Raw genomic sequence first — 20542 nt, 5'->3', positions numbered from 1 at the left:
ATCATTTGATGGTGGATATTCACGATGAATATCGTCCTACAGGGTTTAGTCGTACTTATCCTAATCTTTTGACTCAGGAAGGTGTCAGGGGTAATGAGGAGTTTCCTGATGGTGTGAACAATACAACTTTACCCTTTACCCGATTCCTTTGCGGAGCAGCGGATGCTACGGTTTGCTATTATCATCGTAAGGAGTTGAAACCGGGCTTGGCGAAGAGTCTGAATGCACGTTCATTGCTGAACACGGCTTGTCATCAAATGGCATTATCTGTGATTAATTATAGTCCTTTGCAGTTCTTGTATTGGTATGATACTCCGGAAGATGTGAAAGATGAACCAGAGTTGTGTTTCTTTGACAATCTGCCTACTACTTGGGATGACTCTAAAACACTTGATGGTGCCATTGGTGAGTATATAACGATGGCTCGCAGAAAAGGCAATGTCTGGTATGTGGGTTGCCTGACTAACAATGATGCAAGAAAACTAAATGTTCCTCTTGACTTCTTAGAAGCAGGTAAGAAATATGAATTAACCATGTTTACCGATGGTGGAGAGAAAGTGAAAACCAGAACACATGTAGCTATTGATACCAAAAAGGTAACGGCGAAAACTAACTTGAAGTTGTCTCTTTTGCCTCGTGGTGGTGTGGCGATGATTATCAAAGAACTTAATGACTAGTTTCGTTATGAAAAGATATGTTTTAGGAGGTCTGCTTGTTCTGTTATGTTCGTGTACTTCTCATTCTAAGTTTGAGGTAGAGCCATTACTGGATTATTGTGAAGGGCAGGTAAAGAAAAGCTTGAACAGCTTGAATGATACAACTCGAATGCCACGCAATATATTATCAGGTAAAGAAGAGCATACATGGAATTGTACCTCTATTCATGATTGGACAAGTGGTTTTTGGCCCGGAATACTTTGGTATGCGTATGAGTATTCTCATGATGCAGAGATAAAGAGGCAGGCAGAACGTTATTCGTCTGCTTTATATCCGGTGCTTGACCGTAAACCGGGCAACCATGATTTGGGATTTATGATGTATTGCAGTTTGGGCAATGCTTATAGATTGACGGGTGAACAAAAATATAAGAAAATGTTGCTGCGAGCAGCCGATTCGTTGGCAACTTTGTATGATGAACGGGTAGGTACGATTCATTCATGGCCGGGAATGAGACAGCAAAAAGGATGGCCACACAACACAATCATTGATAATATGCTGAATCTGGAACTGCTGTTTTGGGCTGCTAAGAATGGAGGCAATAAAAAGTTGTATGATATTGCATTCAGCCATGCGGAAGTGACTGCGAACAATCAGTTCAGGGATGATTACAGTACATGCCACGTGGTGGTATATGATACGCTCAGCGGACAAAGAATCAGTCAATTGACTCATCAGGGATATGCGGATGAATCTTTATGGGCACGTGGGCAGGCATGGGCAATCTATGGTTTTACCATGTGCTATAGGGAAACGGGAAATGTTGCTTTTCTTGATGTAGCTCAAAAGGCTACGGATATTTACCTGCAAAGACTCCCGGTGGATTACATCCCTTATTGGGATTTTGATGCACCTGATATTCCAGAAGAGCCGAGAGATGCTTCGGCTGCTGCGGTGGTGGCTTCGGGATTGCTTGAATTGAGCTCATACATCAAGGATAAAAGGAAGGCTGGGCACTACTTTGATGCTGCCATAAAAATGCTGGAAGCTTTATCATCTCCAGCCTATTTGAGTGGAGAGGTGAACAATGCTTTTTTGCTGCATTCCACCGGGCATAAGCCTCATGGTTCAGAGATAGATGCTTCGATAATCTATGCCGATTATTATTATGTAGAGGCATTAATTAGATTGAATAGGATTAACAATAATTGCAAGGTCGTTGGATGATGAAGAACAGATTTCTTTTACTGATAAGTTTGTTTCTTGTGCAGTCGGTTGTTGCCCAACAAGATGCTGGTTTCTATTTTTATTCTCAAGAGGACATGAATAATATCAAGTCTTCTTCGAAAACAGAATGGGGGAAAAAAATCTTAAAAAGGCTTGATAAGACGATTGCGGAAAGAGAAAAACATTCTCTGGAAATACCGACTTTGGAAGGGGGACATGGTCATCACTATTTTTGTCCGGTTCATAATACTCAGTTTGTGTTTGACTGGGATAGCCCTAAAGAACACTATTGCACCGTGTGTAAAAAGAAATGGAGTGGAGTGGATAAATATGACTGGGCTTGGATAAATTTTGTTCATGCTGCTAATTTAGACTACTTGAAGGCTAATATGTATCTATATTTGGCAACAGATAAAAAACAATATGCCCGTAATATAGCATCAATGTTGTTGGACTTATCCCGGAAATATCCTGCTTATAAAATTCATGATAGGGAGAGGAAATATAATCCGGGCACAAGTGGTAAGCTGTTTTCTCAGAGCTTGGACGAGGCTGTTTGGGCCATAGATGCAGCTCGTGCTTATTTGGTGGCTTCTAAAGCAATGACCGCAGAGGAACAACGGCAGATAGAGAATGGTTTTCTGCGTCCTTGTGCGGAGTTACTGATGGCAAGTCGTGATAAAGGCAATTGGCAGGTATGGCACAACGGAGGAATCATGGCATTGGGAGTTGCTTTAAAAAGTGATTCCATAATTGATGTCGCTTTAAAGAAACCGGTACTGGGGTATTATGATATGCAGAAGTATCATGTATATGATGATGGCTGGTGGAATGAAGGTTCTGTGGTTTATCACTTTTATCCGTTGCGGGCTATTCTGTTGTCTGCTGAGGCGGTAAGGTGCCGCAATATTGATCTGTATGACCAGAAGGTTGTTAATATGTTCTTGTCGCCCGTGCAGTTACTTTATTCAGATTTGATGTTTCCTTCACAGAATGACGGTTGGTATGGGACTACTTTGTTTGATCAAACAGGTTTATACGAGATTGTGGCTTTGCGTACCGGCAATCGACAGATGACGGATATTCTGGCTGCATGTTATAAGAAAATAGAAAGGAAATCGCCGGAGGCATTGATAAATGGGATGGATTTGAAATCGCATGATGGATGCGTTTCCTTAGATAGTCATCTGTTTCCGGATTTGGGAGTTGGTGTATTGCGTTTCCGGGATAAAACGGTGGTGCTAAAAAACGGACCGAGTGGTGGATTGCATGGGCATCCGGACAAGTTGTCGATAAGCATTCATGACGGGCGTAAAGAGATTTTGCCCGATTTGGGTACTACGGCATACGGAGTCCCCGATTGCTATGCTTGGTATCAGAAGACAATTTCACACAATACGGTGACGGTTGATAGGAAGAATCAGAATGCTGTTGAGGAAAAGATTACCTTGTTTGAGCCTGCTCTCAATGGTGGAAGAATAGAGGCTTCTTCGGAGAATGCTTATCCGGGTGTGAGGATGTGCAGGAGTTTGTCATTGGATGGACTGAACTTGACCGATTACTTTATGTGCGAGTCGGAAGAAGAACACGTATATGATTATACTTTGATATTGCGTGATCCTGTAGCTTTGCCTGCTGCAATACATGATACATTACCTGAATATGAACGCATTTCTAATGTAAGAAAATGCTATGGAAATGGAAGCTGCGCTTTTGAATTGCATGACGGGACTAAGCTGACGTTGAATATTCCTGTATCTTACGAATTATATATAGGGGTAGCACCAGGCATTCCTCCCAAGGGATTGAAACCGGGTGAGGACGTTTATCCTTTAATTGTTCGGGTTAAGGGAAAGAATTTGAATATTGAGGCTATTTGGAAATTGGTTGAATAATTTTAATGATGTAGATTTATGCGACAAGGAGTATATATGAGGAAAGAAAAGTTTTTAAAAGCTTATGTTTTTATTTTGTTGCTTTTGGGGAGTGTATGGAACGTAAATGGGCAGAATACTGTTGCGATTGACACGTTGGCCAATGGGGTTTATCGTTTGTCTATAGGAACACCGGATAAATTCACCCCCTATGATTTTTGTCCGAAAAAGCCTAAGTATGGCGCACTGGACAAACTTGCAACCGGAGAGCTACCTTTTACATTAAAGGATATTGATATGAGAGTGACTGCACGTGGAAGCCGTGTGTCTATACCTTTGCAAGCTGGGGAACAACTTTATGGATTCGGGCTTCAGATAGGTTCGTTCCAGCAACGGGGGTTAAAGAAGAAACCCATTGTGAATGACCATCCTTTGAACACGTTGGGCTATACGCATGCTCCGCAGCCGTTCTATGTATCAAGCAAAGGGTATGGAATTCTGATCAATACGTTGCGATACACGACTTTTTATTGTGGCACTCATACTGAAAAAAACATCCAGAAAAAAACAGCTTTACCTACTGGAGAAGTGAAGACATCTACCGAAGAATTATATGCTAATAAGAAATCCGGAAGCTATGTATATGTTGATATTCCGAACTGTGATGGAGTGGAAGTGTTTATCTTTCAGGCTTCCGATTTGAAGGAAGTCGTTCAGAAATATAATTTGTTTTCCGGGGGTGGATGTTTGCCTCCTATGTGGGGACTTGGTTTTAAATACCGTACTAAGACTGATTTTACCCAAGAGGGAGTTATGAGGGTGCAGTCCTATTTCAGAGATAAGAAGATTCCTTGTGATGTGATTGGGCTGGAACCAGGTTGGCATACGGCTGCTTATTCTTGTTCTTATGTATGGAATAAGGAACGTTATCCGGATCATCATTCCATGTTGAAAACCTTGACTGAGAATCATTATAAAGTGAATTTATGGGAACATGCTTATGTGCACCCTACTTCACCGTTATGGAAACCGCTGAAAGATTATTCTGGTGATTTTCTGGTATGGGGTGGACTAGTGCCGGATTTTGCTTTGCCGGAGACGAGAACGCGCTTTGCTGATTATCATAAGCAGTTAATGCGTGAAGGTATATCAGGCTTCAAACTTGACGAATGTGATAATTCGGATATTTCTGTAGGGAATGCTACTTGGGGATTTCCTGAGATGAGTACTTTCCCCTCCGGAATGGATGGTGAACAAGTGCATCAGGCATTTGGTATGCTTTATTTGCGGACATTGAATGAGATGTATGCCAACGAAAATAAACGGACTTTTCAAGATTATCGTTCTTCGGGATTATTCGCTTCTTCCATTCCCGCTTCGTTGTATAGTGATATTTATGGGTATAAAGATTATATTGAGATGGTCTGTAATTCGGCTTTCGGAGGATTGTTGTGGTCACCCGAAGTAAGGCAATCCGGGTCAAAGGCTGAATTTTTCCGTCGTTTACAAGTAGTGCTTTTGTCTGCCCATGCAGTCGTTGACAGTTGGTTCTTGCAAAATCCGCCTTGGCTACAGTATGATAAAGATAAAAACAATGCTGGTATCTTTTTGACAGACAGTATTGAAATGGAGAATGTCACACGTAAACTGGTGAACCAGCGTATGCGTTTATTGCCTTATTTATATAATGCGTTTGCTCATTACTATATGGAAGGTATTCCTCCTTTCCGTCCTTTGTTAATGGATTTCTCTGGAGATGTTAAAGTACAGAATATTACGAATCAGTATATGATGGGAGATAACTTGATGGTGACTCCATTATTGGATGATACTGGCAAAAGGACTGTTTATTTCCCTAAGGGGACTTGGTATAACTTTAACACAAACGAACGCTATGAAGGTGGCGGTGAACATGAAGTGACCATAGCAATGGATGAGATGCCCTTGTTTGTAAAGGGAGGAACTATTTTGCCATTGGCTAAACCTTTGCAATATGTAGCCGACGATTCTGTTTTTGATATTGTATGCCATGTTTATGGAGATGCTTCGGAAACGGCTTTTACCTTGTTCGAGGATGATGGTGTGAGCTATGATTTCGAGAGAAAGAACAGTTATAACTGGTTATTGCTAGAGGTGAAAAATGGAAAGGGTAAATGCAAGCGTAAAGGTGCTTACAAAGGTAAACGATACAATGTGTCTGAATGGGTATTTGTAAAATAATGGGTGAAATGATATGGAACGTGTAATTACTCTTTGCAACCGTAATGGTTTGATGGCCCGTTTTACGAATTATGGAGCGCGTTGGTTGGCTATGCTTGTTCCTGATAGGCAGGGAAATTTAGAAGATGTTTTGCTGGGATTTGATGATTTGACTGGCTATAAAAATGCTCGCGAACAGTACTATGGAGCCACAATCGGTCGTGTTTGTGGACGTATAAAGAATGCCGGTTTCAATCTTGGGAACAATTATTATAAGTTAGCTGCCAATGATGTCTATGGTAAACCGATACCTAATCATCTGCATGGTGGTGTTGAAGGATTTCATTGTTGTTGTTGGGATGCTTCGGCGGGCATAAATCAGAAAGGGGAACAGATGGTTCTGTTTACTCGTTTGTCCCCTGATGGTGAAGAGGGTTATCCTGGTAATTTGAAGGTGTCTGTTCGTTATACATTGACCGATAGTGATTCGTTGGAAATAGAGTGTAGAGCAGTAACAGATTGTTTAACTCCTATAAATTTGACAAATCATGCTTTTTTTAATTTAGCTGGTGTACAGAGGTATACAAGTGTTTTATCTCATAGACTCCGGCTATGTTCTGCTCAGCTTATTGATTGTGATGATAGTTTGCTTCCTACCGGGAAAATAATTTCATTGGGAGGAACTGTACTTGATTTTAGAAATGGACGGACAATTTCAGATGCTTTGGCTACGGACTATCTGGGTATCAGACAACAGAAAGGTTTTTCGCTGGCTTACGTATTAAATAATGTAGGAGACTGCCCATTAGCTGTGGAATTATATGAAGAAAGTAGTGGGCGAAAATTGTCTATTTATACCAATCAGCCTCTTTGCAAGTATATACGGGGTATATGATGGATGGATCTGATGTGGGGAAGGATGGTACACCTTATTTCAGTAGTGCCGGAATTGCTTTGGAACCTCAAGGGTATCCTGACGCTGTACATTGGGCAAATTTTCCATCTATACTTTTGGATGTGGGCGAAGAATACACTTTTAGGGCTGTATATCAGTTTACAGTGGAGTAGAGTTATATAGAGGTTGGGTTTATTTTAATACTTGAGATATGCAATATTTACGTTTGTCTATTTTGTCTTATTTACTGTTTTTTTCTTATTTATATGGTTTGGCTGGAGAGAAAGACTATGCACAATATGTAAATCCATTGATTGGTACTCAAGGGGATGGTCACTGTTTCCCGGGAGCAGTAAGGCCGTTGGGTATGGTACAGCCTAGCCCGGAGACAACCACAGATCATTATCCGGGGTATGAAGGAGACCATATTTCCGGTTACCAATATAGTGATCCATATATTTGGGGGATTACACAAACACATTTAAATGGTGTGGGATGTCCTACATTGTCTGATATTTTGCTCTTGCCTTTTTGTGGTGATTTTAAGAATAAAGAGCTACGCTCAGATTTTCGTTCAGAATATAGAAAAGATACGGAACAAGCTTATCCTGGATATTATTCGGTTGAGTTGACTACTCATAAAGTAAAAATAGAATTGACTGCTTTGAAGCATGTTGCTTATCATCGTTATACTTATCGGCAAGGGGAAGAAGCTTATTTACTGATTGATTTGCAGTATGGAGTAAGCTGGAATGTGGGAAATATAAAAGATAATGTACTTGAAGCCAATCAAAAGTTTCTTGATAACTATACATTGTGTGGTTACCGAAAAGCGCGTGAGTGGACTCAGCGTAAATTGTTCTATGTGATAACATGGAATAAACCGATTTCACGTATTGTTGAAATGAAAAGTCCTGGTGGTGCGGATGAAAAAGCTCCACGATACGTTCTGTGTTTTGATATGCAAGGAGATGATATGTTGGAGGTATGTGTAGCTTTATCTACTGTGAGTGTAGAAAATGCTCAAGACAATTTGAATCGAGAATTCAGAGGGTGGGGGTCTTTTGAACAAGAGTGCAGTAATGCAAGACGTGAATGGAATGATTTGTTCCGGCTTATCGAAATCGAGGGAACTGATGAGCAAATGTGTAATTTCTATACGGCTTTTTATCGCTTTATACTCAACCTAATAATATTGCAGATTGTAATGGAGAATATCGTGCGGAGAATGATTCTGTTTATGTTTCACCAGATGGAAAATATTATTCAACTCTTTCGGTTTGGGATACATATAGGGCGGCAAATCCGTTGTATACAATATTGACCCCATCATTATCAGAGGAATTGCAGACTTCAATGATGCTGTCTTATAGTAAAAAAGAAACTTATGCTGATAGACCGTCTGAAGCAAATCCTTATTTGCCTCGTTGGGGATTATGGGGCAGGGAGGTACACACTATGATTGCCAATCATGCAGTTCCGGTTGTAGCAGATGCTTGGCTGAAAGGAATACGGACACCGTATTTTACAGATAATGAAATATTCAATGCTTTATGGACTACGGTGACGAAGATGCATCATGGAAATCATATAGATTTGATAAATCGTTATGGTTACATCCCTTATGATGATAAAATGACGGCTATTGACAATGGGCGCGAAACTGTGTCTAAACTTCTGGAAGGCATCTACGATGACTATTGTGTTGCGCAGATGGCCAAATCTTTAAATAAATGGAAGGAGTATGGCTTTCTTATGAATAGGGCTGGATATTACCGTAATGTATATGATGCTGGTTCTGGTTTTATGCGTGGTAAAAATAAAAAAGGTGAATTCAAGAAGGATGTCGATGTGAATGAGATTGTTGGAGAGTGGATTCCGGAATCTGACTTTACGGAAGCGAATGCCTATCATTATCGTTTTCATGTGCAACATGATATCCCAGGGCTTATGGAATTGAATGGAGGAAGTGAAAAGGTGGCAAATCGTTTGGATTCGATGTTTTTTGCAAAAACAAATCCAATAGTAAAAGGTAAATCTTGGCAGATTACAGGATGCTTGGGGCAGTATTGGCATGGCAATGAGCCTTGTCACCATTTACCATATCTGTATAAATATACAGGTGAAGGGGAGAAAACGGATTTGTTGATGCGCTATCTAACTTCAAGTTTTATAAAAATCGAGAGAATGGTCTTCCTGGCAGTGATGATTGCGGACAAATGTCTGCTTGGTATATGTTATCTTGTCTTGGTTTTTATCCGGTTAATCCTTGTGGTGGTGAGTATGTCTTGGGGGCACCTCAACTGGAACGCGCGACATTGCATCTTCCCGGTGGGAAAAAATTGACGATTATAGCCGATAACCTTTCAGAGGATAATTATGTCGTAGATAAGGTTACTCTGAATGGAAAATTTATAAAACGCATATTTGTCACTCATACGGAATTGATGGAAGGAGGTGTCTTGTCTTTTAAAATGAGGAAAGGGAGGGTTAAAATTAGTAATTCACTTTTTAAAATACAGTGATTGGACCTATGAAGAATATTTTTAGAATGAAGATTTCAGCGTTACAGTTTTTTTTATGTTTTCTTGTGTGTATCATTATCTGTTATGGCTGATGGAATAGAACAACCTGCGTGGCAAGTGATAAATAGAAAGTTTGGTGATTGCGGCAAGAATGTGCGTTTAAAATTAATGGACTGTCAGGATGGAAAGGATTATTTCTCAGTGAAAGCGTCAAAGGGAGTGTTGACAATCGAAGGTAGTAGTCAGGTTGCTTTATGTTATGCTTTTCGACGTTATATGCAAGAAGCTTGTGGCTCAATGGCCACTTGGGGAGGAAGCCATGTGGTGTTACCTAAAGTATGGCCGGATTATAGTTTACAACATCAGACTACACCCTATAACCTGCGTTATTTTTTGAATGTTTGTACTTATGGATATACAGCTCCTTTTTGGGGATGGGAACGTTGGGAACAAGAAATTGATTGGATGGCACTTCATGGGGTAAACTTTCCGTTGGCAACAGTGGCTGCTGAGGCTATAGCGGAACGTGTATGGTTGCGTTTGGGGTTGGAAAAGGAGGATGTGCAGTCTTTCTTTACTGCACCGGCTCATCTGCCTTGGCATCGTATGGGTAATCTGAATTCTTGGGATGGAGGACTGACTGATAATTGGCAAAAGGAGCAGATTGAGTTGCAGCATCGGATATTGGAGAGAATGCGCGAGTTGGATATGCATCCCATAGCTCCAGCTTTTGCTGGATTTGTGCCAATGGCTTTTGTTCAGAAACATCCAGAGATAAAGTTTAATCATTTGAAGTGGGGCGGTTTTGATGAAAACTATAATGCATACGTATTGCCTCCTGATTCTCCTTTTTTCGTAGAGATAGGCAAAATGTTCATTGAGGAGTGGGAAAAGGAGTTTGGCAAAAATAAATATTATTTGTCAGACAGCTTTAATGAAATGGAACTTCCTATTGACAAAAATGACAAAGAGGGAAAAAATAGATTGCTTGCCCAATATGGTGAAACGATATATAACTCTATTGTTGCAGGAAATCCGGATGCGGTATGGGTGACTCAGGGATGGACTTTCGGCTATCAACGGTCTTTCTGGGATCAGGCAGGTTTGAGCGCGCTGTTGAATCGTGTGCCTGATGATAAAATGATTATTATAGATTTAGGCAATGATTTTCCGAAATGGGTGTGGAAAACGGAACAAACATGGAAAAGGCATGGAGGGTTTTATGGTAAAAAGTGGATTTTTAGTTATGTACCCAATTTTGGTGGTAAGAATATATTGACTGGAGAATTGGATATGTATGCATCTGCGTCTGTGGAGGCTTTGCAGGCTGAGTGCGGAAAAGACTTGGTGGGGTTTGGATCTGCTCCAGAGGGACTTGAAAGTAATGAGGTTGTATATGAGTTGCTTGCTGATGCAGGCTGGAGTGATACTGTAATAAATTTGGATATGTGGTTGGAGCGTTATTGTAAGGCTCGTTACGGTGGATATCCGGATAATATGTCTGAAGCTTGGATTCTGTTGAGAAAAAGTACATATGGCTCTTTTTATGCCTATCCTCGCTTTACGTGGCAAACAGTTGTTCCTGATAGTATAAGAGAGACGAAGGTGGCTATGAACGATGATTTTTTCCGAGCGGTGGAACTTTTTCTGAATTGTTCGGAAAGTTTGCGACAATCTGAATTGTATAGGAACGATGCTATCGAATTTGCTGCGTTCTATTTGGGCGCTAAGGCTGATTTGCTATATGTCAAGGCACTTGAAATGAAAAAGATGGGGAATAAAACGGAGGCAGATAGAAAATTGGCGCAAACTGTTTCGTTGTTATTGAATGCCGATCGTTTGCTTTTGTCTCATCCTCTACATAGGTTGGATCGATGGATTGAGCAGGCAAGGGATTGTGGTGCGTCTGCTATGGACTGTGAACGTTATGAGATGAATGCTAAGCGCTTGATTACGACGTGGGGAGGAAGACAGGAAGACTATGCTGCTCGTGTGTGGTCAGGTTTGATAAAAGACTATTATATACCTCGTTTGCAACTTTATTTTTCGGATCAGAGCTTAGGGGAGTGGGAAGAAAACTGGATTGTGACTCCTTGGCATAATACGACTCGGACTTTTCGTAATCCGTTGAAAGCAGCGGTTCGGTTGGTAAAAGAGGCTTCTGTTTTATAATTTTGCATTGTTTCTGATTAAATTGTTTTGAAGAAAATGGTAAGGATGAAGAAAGGAATTTGTTTAATTGGGATATTGCTTTGGGGGGCAATAGCTATGCAGGCAGGAAATTGTAGGGATGTTGAAGTCGCGAAATCTATGTTAAAACGTTTAATTCCTGCTTATGCGGATAGTTTCTTGTTTAAGAAAGTAGATGGTAATGGAAAAGATCTTTTTAGAATTGAATCTACGGCTGATGCCAGAATTATGATTAGCGGAAATAATGCTAATTCAATGGCAACTGGCTTGAACTACTATTTGAAATATTATTGTTTGACTACAGTCTCTTGGTATACGGACCAACCGGTAGAGATGCCCGCGAAGTTGCCACAAGTACTTTCGCCTATAGAGATAACGGCAAAGGTAAAAAGACGCTTTTTCTTGAATTATTGCACTTTTGGTTATAGTATGGCTTTTTGGGATTGGGATGATTGGCAAAGGTTCATAGACTGGATGGCACTTAATGGCATAAATATGCCTTTAGCCATAACGGGACAAGAGGCTGTATGGTATAAAGTTTGGAAAGATATCGGTTTGAGAGATCAAGATATCCTTTCCTATTTTACAGGACCAGTTTATCTTCCTTGGCATAGAATGGCAAATATCGATTCATGGAATGGCCCTTTGCCAATGGAATGGCTCGAAAATCAGACAAGACTTCAGCAACAGATTTTGCTGCGTGAGCGTGAACTGAATATGAAACCCGTGCTGCCGGCTTTTAACGGACATGTTCCTGCAGCCTTAAAAAGGATTTATCCTGAGGCAGATATTCAGACTCTAGGGAAATGGGCTGGATTTACCAAGGAGTATCATTGTTCTTTTTTAAATCCGGAAGAACCTTTGTTTGCGCTGTTGCAAAAGAAATTTCTTAAAGAACAGAGAAAACTATTCGGAACAGAACATATCTATGGCATTGACCCTTTTAATGAAGGTGAGCCTCCTTCTTGGGAACCGGATTATTTGAATAAGGTTGCTTCTGATTTGTATCATACTTTAAAGGAAGCTGATTCAGAGGCTGAGTGGTTGCAGATGACTTGGATGTTTTACTTTGACCGGAAAAAATGGACAGCTCCCCGGATAGAGGCTTTTTTGAAAGGAGTCCCTGAAAACAAATTGTCTTTATTGGACTATCATTGTGAGAATGTGGAATTGTGGAAACAGACAAACTGTTTTCATGGTCAGCCTTATATCTGGTGTTATTTAGGAAATTTCGGTGGAAACACGGGTATTACGGGAAATGTAAAAGAAAGTGGGCGAAGATTGGATATTGCACTGAAGGAAGGAGGAGATAATTTGAAGGGAATCGGCTCCACACTGGAAGGTCTTGATGTCATCCAATTTCCGTATGAATATATTTTAGAAAAAGCCTGGACAATAGATAAAGGGGATGATACTTGGGTAAATGCTTTGGCAGATCGTCATGCAGGTAAGGTGATTCAACCGGTTCGTGAAGCTTGGAAGATTCTATTTAATGATATATATGTTCAAGTACCTAAAACTGTCGGGATTTTGCCTAATTATAGACCTGTGATGGGAGTGAACAGTGGACGTGTAAAAATAGATTATTCTAATCGGCAGCTTTTGAAAGCATGGAAAATGTTGTTGGAGGTTTCTGAATTGAATCGGAATGCGTTGCGCCTGGATGTGATATCCGTTGGCAGACAGTTATTGGGGAATTATTTTCTGGCAGTTAAAAATGAGTTCGACCGGGTGTATACGACTGGAGACCTATTGGCATTAAGAATGCGTGCTGCAGAGATGCGTGAGATTCTGCACGATATTGATGTGTTGACTTCTTACCATGAGTATACTTCTCTTGATAAGTGGATTGACGATGCCAGAGCTTATAGTCGCGATCCGGTTATCCAGGACTATTATGAGAAAAATGCACGTAATTTGATAACTACGTGGGGAGGAACATTGAACGATTATGCCAGTCGGACGTGGTCGGGGCTGGTAGCCGGATATTATGCTGTGCGTTGGGATATGTACATCGATGCAGTTTTGCAAGCGGTGGAAAATAACCAAGAATTTAATCAGAAAGAACTGGATAATAGATTGAAGAAGTTTGAGGAAGACTGGGTCGCTTCCAGAACAATGACAAAGCGTTTGACAAAGGGGGATTTGCAAGAGTGTGCCCGTCACTTGTTAAGAAAATATGAGATGAGAATAAATTAGTTTGTAGAAGAGTGGATATGCGGTGTTAATGCCGGATATGCGCTGTTTGTCAAGTGTATAATGAATAATTTAAGTGTTATGAAGAAAATCAGTTTTCTTGTTTCCCTTTTGGGGATGGCCTTGTTAGTGGGATGTGTTATGCGGACAAGGGAAGATATAGATACTGTGAAAAAACCGGTTGATTACGTTAATCCTTATATGGGTAATATTAGTCATTTGCTGGTGCCTACATTCCCGACAGTCCATCTTCCAATAGTATGCTTAGGGTGTATCCTGAACGTGCTGACTATACAAGTGATTTACTTAATGGGCTTCCTGTTGTGGTAACTAGTCACCGGGGAAGTTCGGCTTTTAATTTGAGTCCTTCATTGCGAGAAGAATATAAACCGGTTGTGGCTTATAGTTATGATAATGAAGTAATAAAACCATATTATTATAACGTTCGTCTAGAAGATGAACAAATAGATGTGGAATATGCTCCTTCACACCAGTCAGCTTTATATAGTATTAAGTTTGGCTGTCACGATAAACAGCCGAAATTGTTTGTTAATTCACGAAACGGTGCTATCCGCATTTGTGAAGGAAATGTAAGTGGTTACCAGCGTTTGGCAAATAATACTCAAGTCTATTTGTATATGGAAACTGATGTCCCTTTTCAGGAAGCAGGTGTTTTGAAACAAGGCAAGGTGGAAATTGCAGAGAAAGAAGTTGCCGGAGAGAATGCTTGTGCAGTATTGCGTTTTCCTGTGGGAACTGCAATGGTAAATGTCCGCTATGGCATTTCTTTTATCAGTGAAGAGCAGGCCGAGAAGAATTTGAAACGGGAAATAGAAGATTACGACATAGCCCGTTTGGCTGAGCATGGCAGAGATGTGTGGAATACGACTTTGGGAAAGATAGAGGTAGATGGAGGAAGTGAGGATGAGAAATCGGTTTTCTATACTTCACTTTATCGGGTATTTGAACGTCCGGTGTGTATTAGTGAGGATGGAAATTATTTTAGTGCATTTGATGGAAAGGTGCATGAGGATGACGGTACTCCTTTTTATACCGATGACTGGATTTGGGATACATACCGCGCTGCACATCCATTGCGTTTGCTTCTTGATGAAACAGTTGAAAAAGACATTATAGAATCTTATTTGCGGATGGCTGAGCAGATGGGTAACTTGTGGATGCCCACATTTCCTGAAATCACAGGTGACTCGCGTCGGATGAACTCCAATCATGCAGTGGCAACAGTAGCTGATGCGGCGGCTAAGGGCTTGCGATTTGACCTCGAAAAAGCTTATATGGCTTGTCGTAAGGGTATAGAGGAAAAGACACTGGCTCCATGGTCTGGAGCACCTGCCGGTTGGATAGATGATTTCTACAAGAAGAACGGATATATTCCGGCACTTCAAGAAGGGGAGCAGGAAACGGATCCGAATGTACACCCGTTTGAGAAACGGCAGCCGATTGCTGTGACATTGGGTACTTCGTATGATCAATGGTGTTTATCGAGGATTGCAGATATACTGGGCAAGAAAGAGGATGCTGCCCATTATCTGAAATGTGCTTATAATTATCGTAATGTATATAATGATAAAACGGCTTTCTTTCACCCGAAAGATAAAAATGGCAAATGGATTGAGCCATTCGATTATCGTTTTGCTGGAGGAATGGGAGCTCGTGAATATTATGGTGAGAACAACGGTTGGGTATATCGTTGGGACGTGCCTCATAATGTAGCTGATTTGATTGATTTAATGGGAGGGAGAGAGCAATTCATTGCTAATCTTGACCAGACGTTTAGTGAATCATTAGGGAGAAGTAAATACGCATTTTATGCGCAATTACCGGATCATACAGGTAATGTCGGCCAGTTCTCAATGGCGAATGAGCAAGTATGCATGTCCCTTATTTGTATAATTATGCGGGACAACCTTGGAAAACCCAGAAACGTATTAGGAAATTGCTTGGTATGTGGTTTCGCAATGATTTAATGGGAATGCCGGGAGATGAAGATGGAGGGGGCATGTCCGCTTTTGTCGCATTTTCTGCGTTGGGATTCTATCCTGTTACTCCAGGAATGCCTGCGTACAATATTGGAAGCCCGATATTCAACCGTGTTCGACTGACTTTAAGTAATGGTAAAATTTTTGAGATAGAAGCTCAGGGAGCATCAACCGAAAATAAATATATTCAATCGGCCATATTGAATGGAAGGAGTTGGAATAAATCTTGGTTTGAACATGATGATATAAAAGATGGTGGTAAGTTAGTTCTCGTAATGGGTAAATATCCTAATAAAGCATGGGGAATCGCTAAAGGGGATGTACCACCATCAGCTGAAGACGTTTTGAATAAAGAATGATTCTTGATTTATTATAAATATTTTACTGAAAATATGTTACGATTTTGTTATAGCTGTATCGTTGCTTGTATTTGTACATATTGTTGGAGCAATCCTTATAATATTGCTCCCAAAGCCCATGTAACGGCATCTTCTACTTTGTCAGAAGAATATTTGCCAGCAAATGTTGTTGATGGTGTGATTGGTGTTGACAATATAGGGGAATGGGCCGAAAAAGGTGAGAATAATTATTGGGGGCATTGCATATTGCCATGGATTAAATTGGAATGGAATGAAGAGCAATGGATTAACAAGATTATATTGTACGATAGGGTAAATAGGTACGATCATATAGCGGCAGTTAGAGTGGAAGGGTCAAATGGTTTTTCAAAAGTTTACCATGGACTTCCTAACCATGGGCTTCCCTATGTGATAAATATTCCTAAAATGAAAGTTTCATGGTTGAAGTTTTATGCAGTTGATGGAGATGGGAAAAATTTAGGCTTTTCGGAGATAGAAGTATATCCTTCTCCAGAGGATTATGCAGATTATGTTTCTTGGGTTGACCCTTACATTGAAACAGTTCCTACTCGTTTCTTTTATTTTATAACGGGTAATCAGCCGTATGGAATGATTGGGCTGCTCCTATTACTAGAAATAAAAATCAAGGTGGAGGTGGATATAATTATAACTCGAATCAAATTTTTGGATTTGGCAACTGCACTGTTGGATGCAATCTGGTTTGAATATCATCCTACGACAGGTGGGGTTGACCCAAGAAAAGGAATGCTGGGATGGGCATCAACTTTCAGTCATGATGATGAAATAGTACAACCTGGCTATCATAGGCTTTTTTTGCAAGATTATAAAATTTGGGTTGAACAAACAGCAACAGAACGTTCGAGTTTTTATAGGTACCGTTTTACAGAGAATGATAGTGCAGGAGTTATATTGAGTTTGGGAGGTAAACTTGGAAGTGTAGTCATGGCGGATTATGATGTGCGAGTCGTATCTAAAAATGAAATAGAAGGCAGCTTTATAACAAAGGACCGTTTATGGGGAGGACCTCAAAATGCTAAGGTTTTTTTTGTTGTTCAATTGGATAAGCCGTTTGAAGATGTAGAAGCGTGGAATCATGATATACTGCTTAGGGATAGTTCTTCATTTTCAGGAGAAGAAGGTGGACTTATCCTAAACTATAAAATGCGTGCAGGAGAACTATTGCAGTTGAAGGCTTCAATCTCTTTTACGAGCATTGAGAATGCGAGGGATAATCTGTTGAGTAGTTGCAAGCATTGGAATTTCGATGAAGTCCGTAAGAACTCTCAGGATGAGTGGAATGATTGGCTAGGAAAAATTGAAGTTAAGGGTGGAACAGATGCGCAAAAAATAAAATTTTATACAAATTTGTGGCATGTATTGTTGGGACGCCATAAAATTAATGATTTTAGTGGTGATTATCCTGATTTGACACATGGTAAGAAAGTTCTTTCTGGTCCCAGAGCCCAATTTAAATATATATCTGATTTTAATATAAAGACTTTGCCTAAGGATAAGTTGGGAAGGTCAAAGTTCAATATGTATAATTCGGATGCGTTTTGGGGAAGCCAATGGAATTTGAATATTTTGTGGGGGCTTGTATATCCGCATGTGCTTGATGATTTTGCAGCTTCGTTGATTCAATATGATACTAATGGAGGGTTATTGCCGAGAGGTCCTTCTATGGGCGGTTATTCATATATAATGGATGGATGTCCTGCTACTTTGTTGATAACAAGTGCATTCCAACGCTCGATAACAAAAAAATGGGATATTTGGAAAGGATATGAAGCTATGAAAAGGAATCATGGACAAGGGGGAATGCAGTCCTTTGAAATATCTCATCTACAACCTTTCTATGAGAAATGTGGCTATGTTCCAGGAAGAGCGGGATTTACCATACAATGGGCTTTGGAGGATTGGGCGTTGTCTCAAATGGCTAAGAGCTTAGGACAAAAAAGAGATGCAAAGCACTTTGCTAAGCGTTCCTTGGGGTGGAGGAAACTGTTTCATCCTCAGATAAAGTTGTTGTTCCCAAAAGATGAAAAAGGACAGTGGATGAGTTTGAATCCGTTTAATGGTCAAGGATTCGTTGAGGCTTCTTCTTGGCAAGCTTCTTTTGGGGTCTCGCATGACTTAAAAGGATTATCAGCTTGATGGGGGGAAAAGATTCTTTATGTGTGAAGTTGGATTATGCGTTTAAACAATCTGTTGTATCTAACTTTAGACACTCTTATGTTGATTATTCTAACCAGCCAGGACTCTCAGCAGGGCATGTGTTTTCGTATATGGGTCAACCTTGGAAAACACAATATTGGATTAGGCAGGTATGCGAGAAAACATTTGCCGGAATTACGCCTTATGAGGGTTATGGGGGCATGGATGAGGATCAAGGACAAATGGGGGCACTTCATGCGCTGATGCAGATGGGGCTTTTTTGCATTAATGGTGGGTCGGCTCAACATCCTTCTTACGAAATAACAAGTCCTATTTTTGACGAGATAATAATACATCTTGATTCTGATTATTACAAGGGAGATACGTTCAAAATAAAAACATATTCCAACTCGTCAGAAAACTGTTATATACAACACGCTTCTTTAAATGGGAAACCATATAATTCTTTTTTGATACCACATGATAAATTGACACAAGGGGGAGTCTTGGAGTTATGGATGGGTAAGAATCCCAATTTGAGTTGGGGCGTAGAGAGACTTGATTAATTAGGTCCTATTATGGGATGATTGAATAAGGAGTCTAATAAATAGATTTGTTTATAATGATGAATAGAATAGCATTAATTGTAACAGCTGCATGTTTGTTGGCAATAGGAAACCAAGCTGTAGCCCAAAAGAAAGCTGAAAGGTATGCGGTAACAGAAAGGGAGAAAGGGATATCGGAGGATGCCGATGGTGTGAATTATGGCATAGTATCCCCTGACGAGATAAAGAAAGATATGAAATGTGTATTGGAGTATTTGGAAAGGAATACTCCCTATGAAGTGATAGATGGGAAAAAAGGAAGGCATGTTCCGGCTGGTGCGGAACTTAACCGGGAAGCACAGCTTGAACGGGGGACTTTCAGCCTGGTAGATAATGGGGGTGGAATGACCTATTCTGCTATGTTTACCGCTGCTGAACTCCTTGGTGATGATGCCTATCGGGACTATGCGCATAATCGCCTTAGCTTTTTGGCAGAAGTGCTTCCTGCTTTCGGTAGGGTATACGAAAAATATGGTGTAACTGATAGTGAGGTGATTCAGTTGCTATCTCCACGTGATTTGGATGATTGCGGCACGATGTGCGCAGCTATGATAAAGGCTTGTTTGGCAGAAGAGATATCTGGTGCTTGTCCGTTGGTAGAAGGTTGGGTTAATACGGTGATGTATAGGACTACACGCTTGGCTGATGGTACTTTTTCGCGTGATTGCCCTTTTCGTCATACATTGTGGCTGGATGATATCTATAAAGGTGTTCCAGCTTTGGCTTTGATGGGAGCCCTTTCAAAATATAACCAAACTAAATATTATCGGGAGGCTCTTTTTCAGCTAGGTAATTTCGCTGATAGATTGTTCGTTTCGGAGAAAGGGCTTTTCCGGCATGGGTGGGTCGAAGGCATGAGGACGCATCCTGCTTATTATTGGGGACCCGCTAATGGAATGGCTATGCTTGCGTTGTGTGAGGTGCTTGATGCTCTGCCTTCTAATTACGAGGGAAGAAACGGTCTGATAGAGTTGTTGCGCAAGCATATTGAGGGAGTCGCAGCTTGTCAAAGCAAAGATGGCTTTTGGTATCGTTTACTCGACCGTTGCGATTCCGGTTATGAAACTTCTTCTACTGCCTTTTTTGTGTATGCGATAGCACGTGCCATCAATCGTGGATGGGTAGATGCAATAGCTTATGGTCCGGTAGCTTTACTTGGATGGCAGGCTCTTTCGTCTGCTATCGGGAATGATGGTAGATTGTCCGGTGTCAGTTCTTCTGCGTGCGTTGCTTATGATCCAGCTTATTATGTCCGGCGACCGATGGCTGATAATGTGCTGCAAGGATATGGTGCTGTGATTGGTGCAGGAGCTGAAATGTGTAAATTACTTGAGAGTAACTGTCTGAAAATGAATGGTGGCGCAGTATGCCTTTATCCGACTCTACAACAGAGTGATGCGTCTATATTTACATATTCGGAACCGGGAAATTTTCTCCAGTTTGTGGCTGGGGTCAGTCGTTTGAATTCAAAAGCACCAGTTGTATTTGTCATCGGGGACTCTACTGTGAAATATCGCTCGGACAAGGGGGAAGCTGACCGATGGGGATGGGGAGGTTTTTTACAAGATTATTTCGATTCTTCACGTATCACAGTTGAAAATTGTGCTGTGGAGGGACGAAGTAGTCGTACCCCTAAAGTC

General features: G+C 40.7%; 7 protein-coding genes and 4 pseudogenes. All 11 read left to right on the top strand.

Translation table 11 applies throughout. From position 1 onward, the window contains the following. Positions 1–8: 8 nt before the first annotated feature. The gene (locus JCM16496_RS24680) at positions 9–677 is read left to right on the top strand and encodes a glycoside hydrolase family 97 C-terminal domain-containing protein (RefSeq protein WP_025835435.1); all 669 of its coding nucleotides are present in this window, start codon (positions 9–11) and stop codon (positions 675–677) included. A 7-nt stretch (positions 678–684) separates the two neighbouring features. After that, positions 685–1884 carry a glycoside hydrolase family 88 protein gene (locus JCM16496_RS15530; protein ID WP_025835433.1) on the top strand — a complete coding sequence of 400 codons (1200 nt, stop codon included), beginning with the start codon at positions 685–687 and terminating at the stop codon, positions 1882–1884. Next, positions 1881–3779 (top strand): alginate lyase family protein, encoded by a 1899-nt coding sequence (locus JCM16496_RS15525; RefSeq protein ID WP_128809659.1) that lies wholly within the window; start codon positions 1881–1883, stop codon positions 3777–3779. Before JCM16496_RS15530 ends, JCM16496_RS15525 begins: the two co-directional genes overlap by 4 nt. 36 nt (positions 3780–3815) lie before the next feature. After that, positions 3816–5978: a glycoside hydrolase family 31 protein gene (locus tag JCM16496_RS15520; RefSeq protein ID WP_025835429.1), complete on the top strand. Its 2163-nt coding sequence runs from the start codon at positions 3816–3818 to the stop codon at positions 5976–5978. 13 nt (positions 5979–5991) lie between these two features. After that, positions 5992–7025 (top strand): annotated as a pseudogene (locus JCM16496_RS15515) (aldose epimerase family protein). Between the two features lie 38 nt (positions 7026–7063). Further along, positions 7064–9377, top strand: a pseudogene (locus JCM16496_RS25020) (GH92 family glycosyl hydrolase). Between the two features lie 84 nt (positions 9378–9461). Beyond that, on the top strand, positions 9462–11549 hold the full coding sequence (locus JCM16496_RS15505) for an alpha-N-acetylglucosaminidase (protein ID WP_025835427.1): 2088 nt from the start codon (positions 9462–9464) through the stop codon (positions 11547–11549). A 45-nt stretch (positions 11550–11594) separates the two neighbouring features. Next, positions 11595–13766: an alpha-N-acetylglucosaminidase gene (locus JCM16496_RS15500; RefSeq protein ID WP_128809653.1), complete on the top strand. Its 2172-nt coding sequence runs from the start codon at positions 11595–11597 to the stop codon at positions 13764–13766. 114 nt (positions 13767–13880) lie between these two features. Beyond that, positions 13881–16122, top strand: a pseudogene (locus JCM16496_RS15495) (GH92 family glycosyl hydrolase). 33 nt (positions 16123–16155) lie between these two features. Further along, positions 16156–18863, top strand: a pseudogene (locus JCM16496_RS15490) (glycoside hydrolase domain-containing protein). Positions 18864–18919: 56 nt separating this feature from the next. Continuing rightward, positions 18920–20542, top strand: a 1623-nt coding sequence (locus JCM16496_RS15485) for a glycoside hydrolase family 88 protein (protein ID WP_128809652.1), incomplete at its 3' end; no start/stop codon positions are given.

It is taken from the genome of Bacteroides rodentium JCM 16496 (assembly GCF_000614125.1).
GTDB lineage: Bacteria > Bacteroidota > Bacteroidia > Bacteroidales > Bacteroidaceae > Bacteroides > Bacteroides rodentium.
Note: the sequence above shows the minus strand (reverse complement) of the source record. Positions and strands in the feature narration are given on the sequence as shown.

Excerpts from the sequence above, each read along its gene's own strand:
- JCM16496_RS24680 (WP_025835435.1), top strand. The coding sequence starts at position 9 with ATGGTGGATATTCACGATGAATATCGTCCTACAGGGTTTAGTCGTACT.
- JCM16496_RS15530 (WP_025835433.1), top strand. The coding sequence starts at position 685 with ATGAAAAGATATGTTTTAGGAGGTCTGCTTGTTCTGTTATGTTCGTGT.
- JCM16496_RS15525 (WP_128809659.1), top strand. The coding sequence starts at position 1,881 with ATGATGAAGAACAGATTTCTTTTACTGATAAGTTTGTTTCTTGTGCAG.
- JCM16496_RS15520 (WP_025835429.1), top strand. The coding sequence starts at position 3,816 with ATGAGGAAAGAAAAGTTTTTAAAAGCTTATGTTTTTATTTTGTTGCTT.
- JCM16496_RS15505 (WP_025835427.1), top strand. The coding sequence starts at position 9,462 with ATGGCTGATGGAATAGAACAACCTGCGTGGCAAGTGATAAATAGAAAG.
- JCM16496_RS15500 (WP_128809653.1), top strand. The coding sequence starts at position 11,595 with ATGAAGAAAGGAATTTGTTTAATTGGGATATTGCTTTGGGGGGCAATA.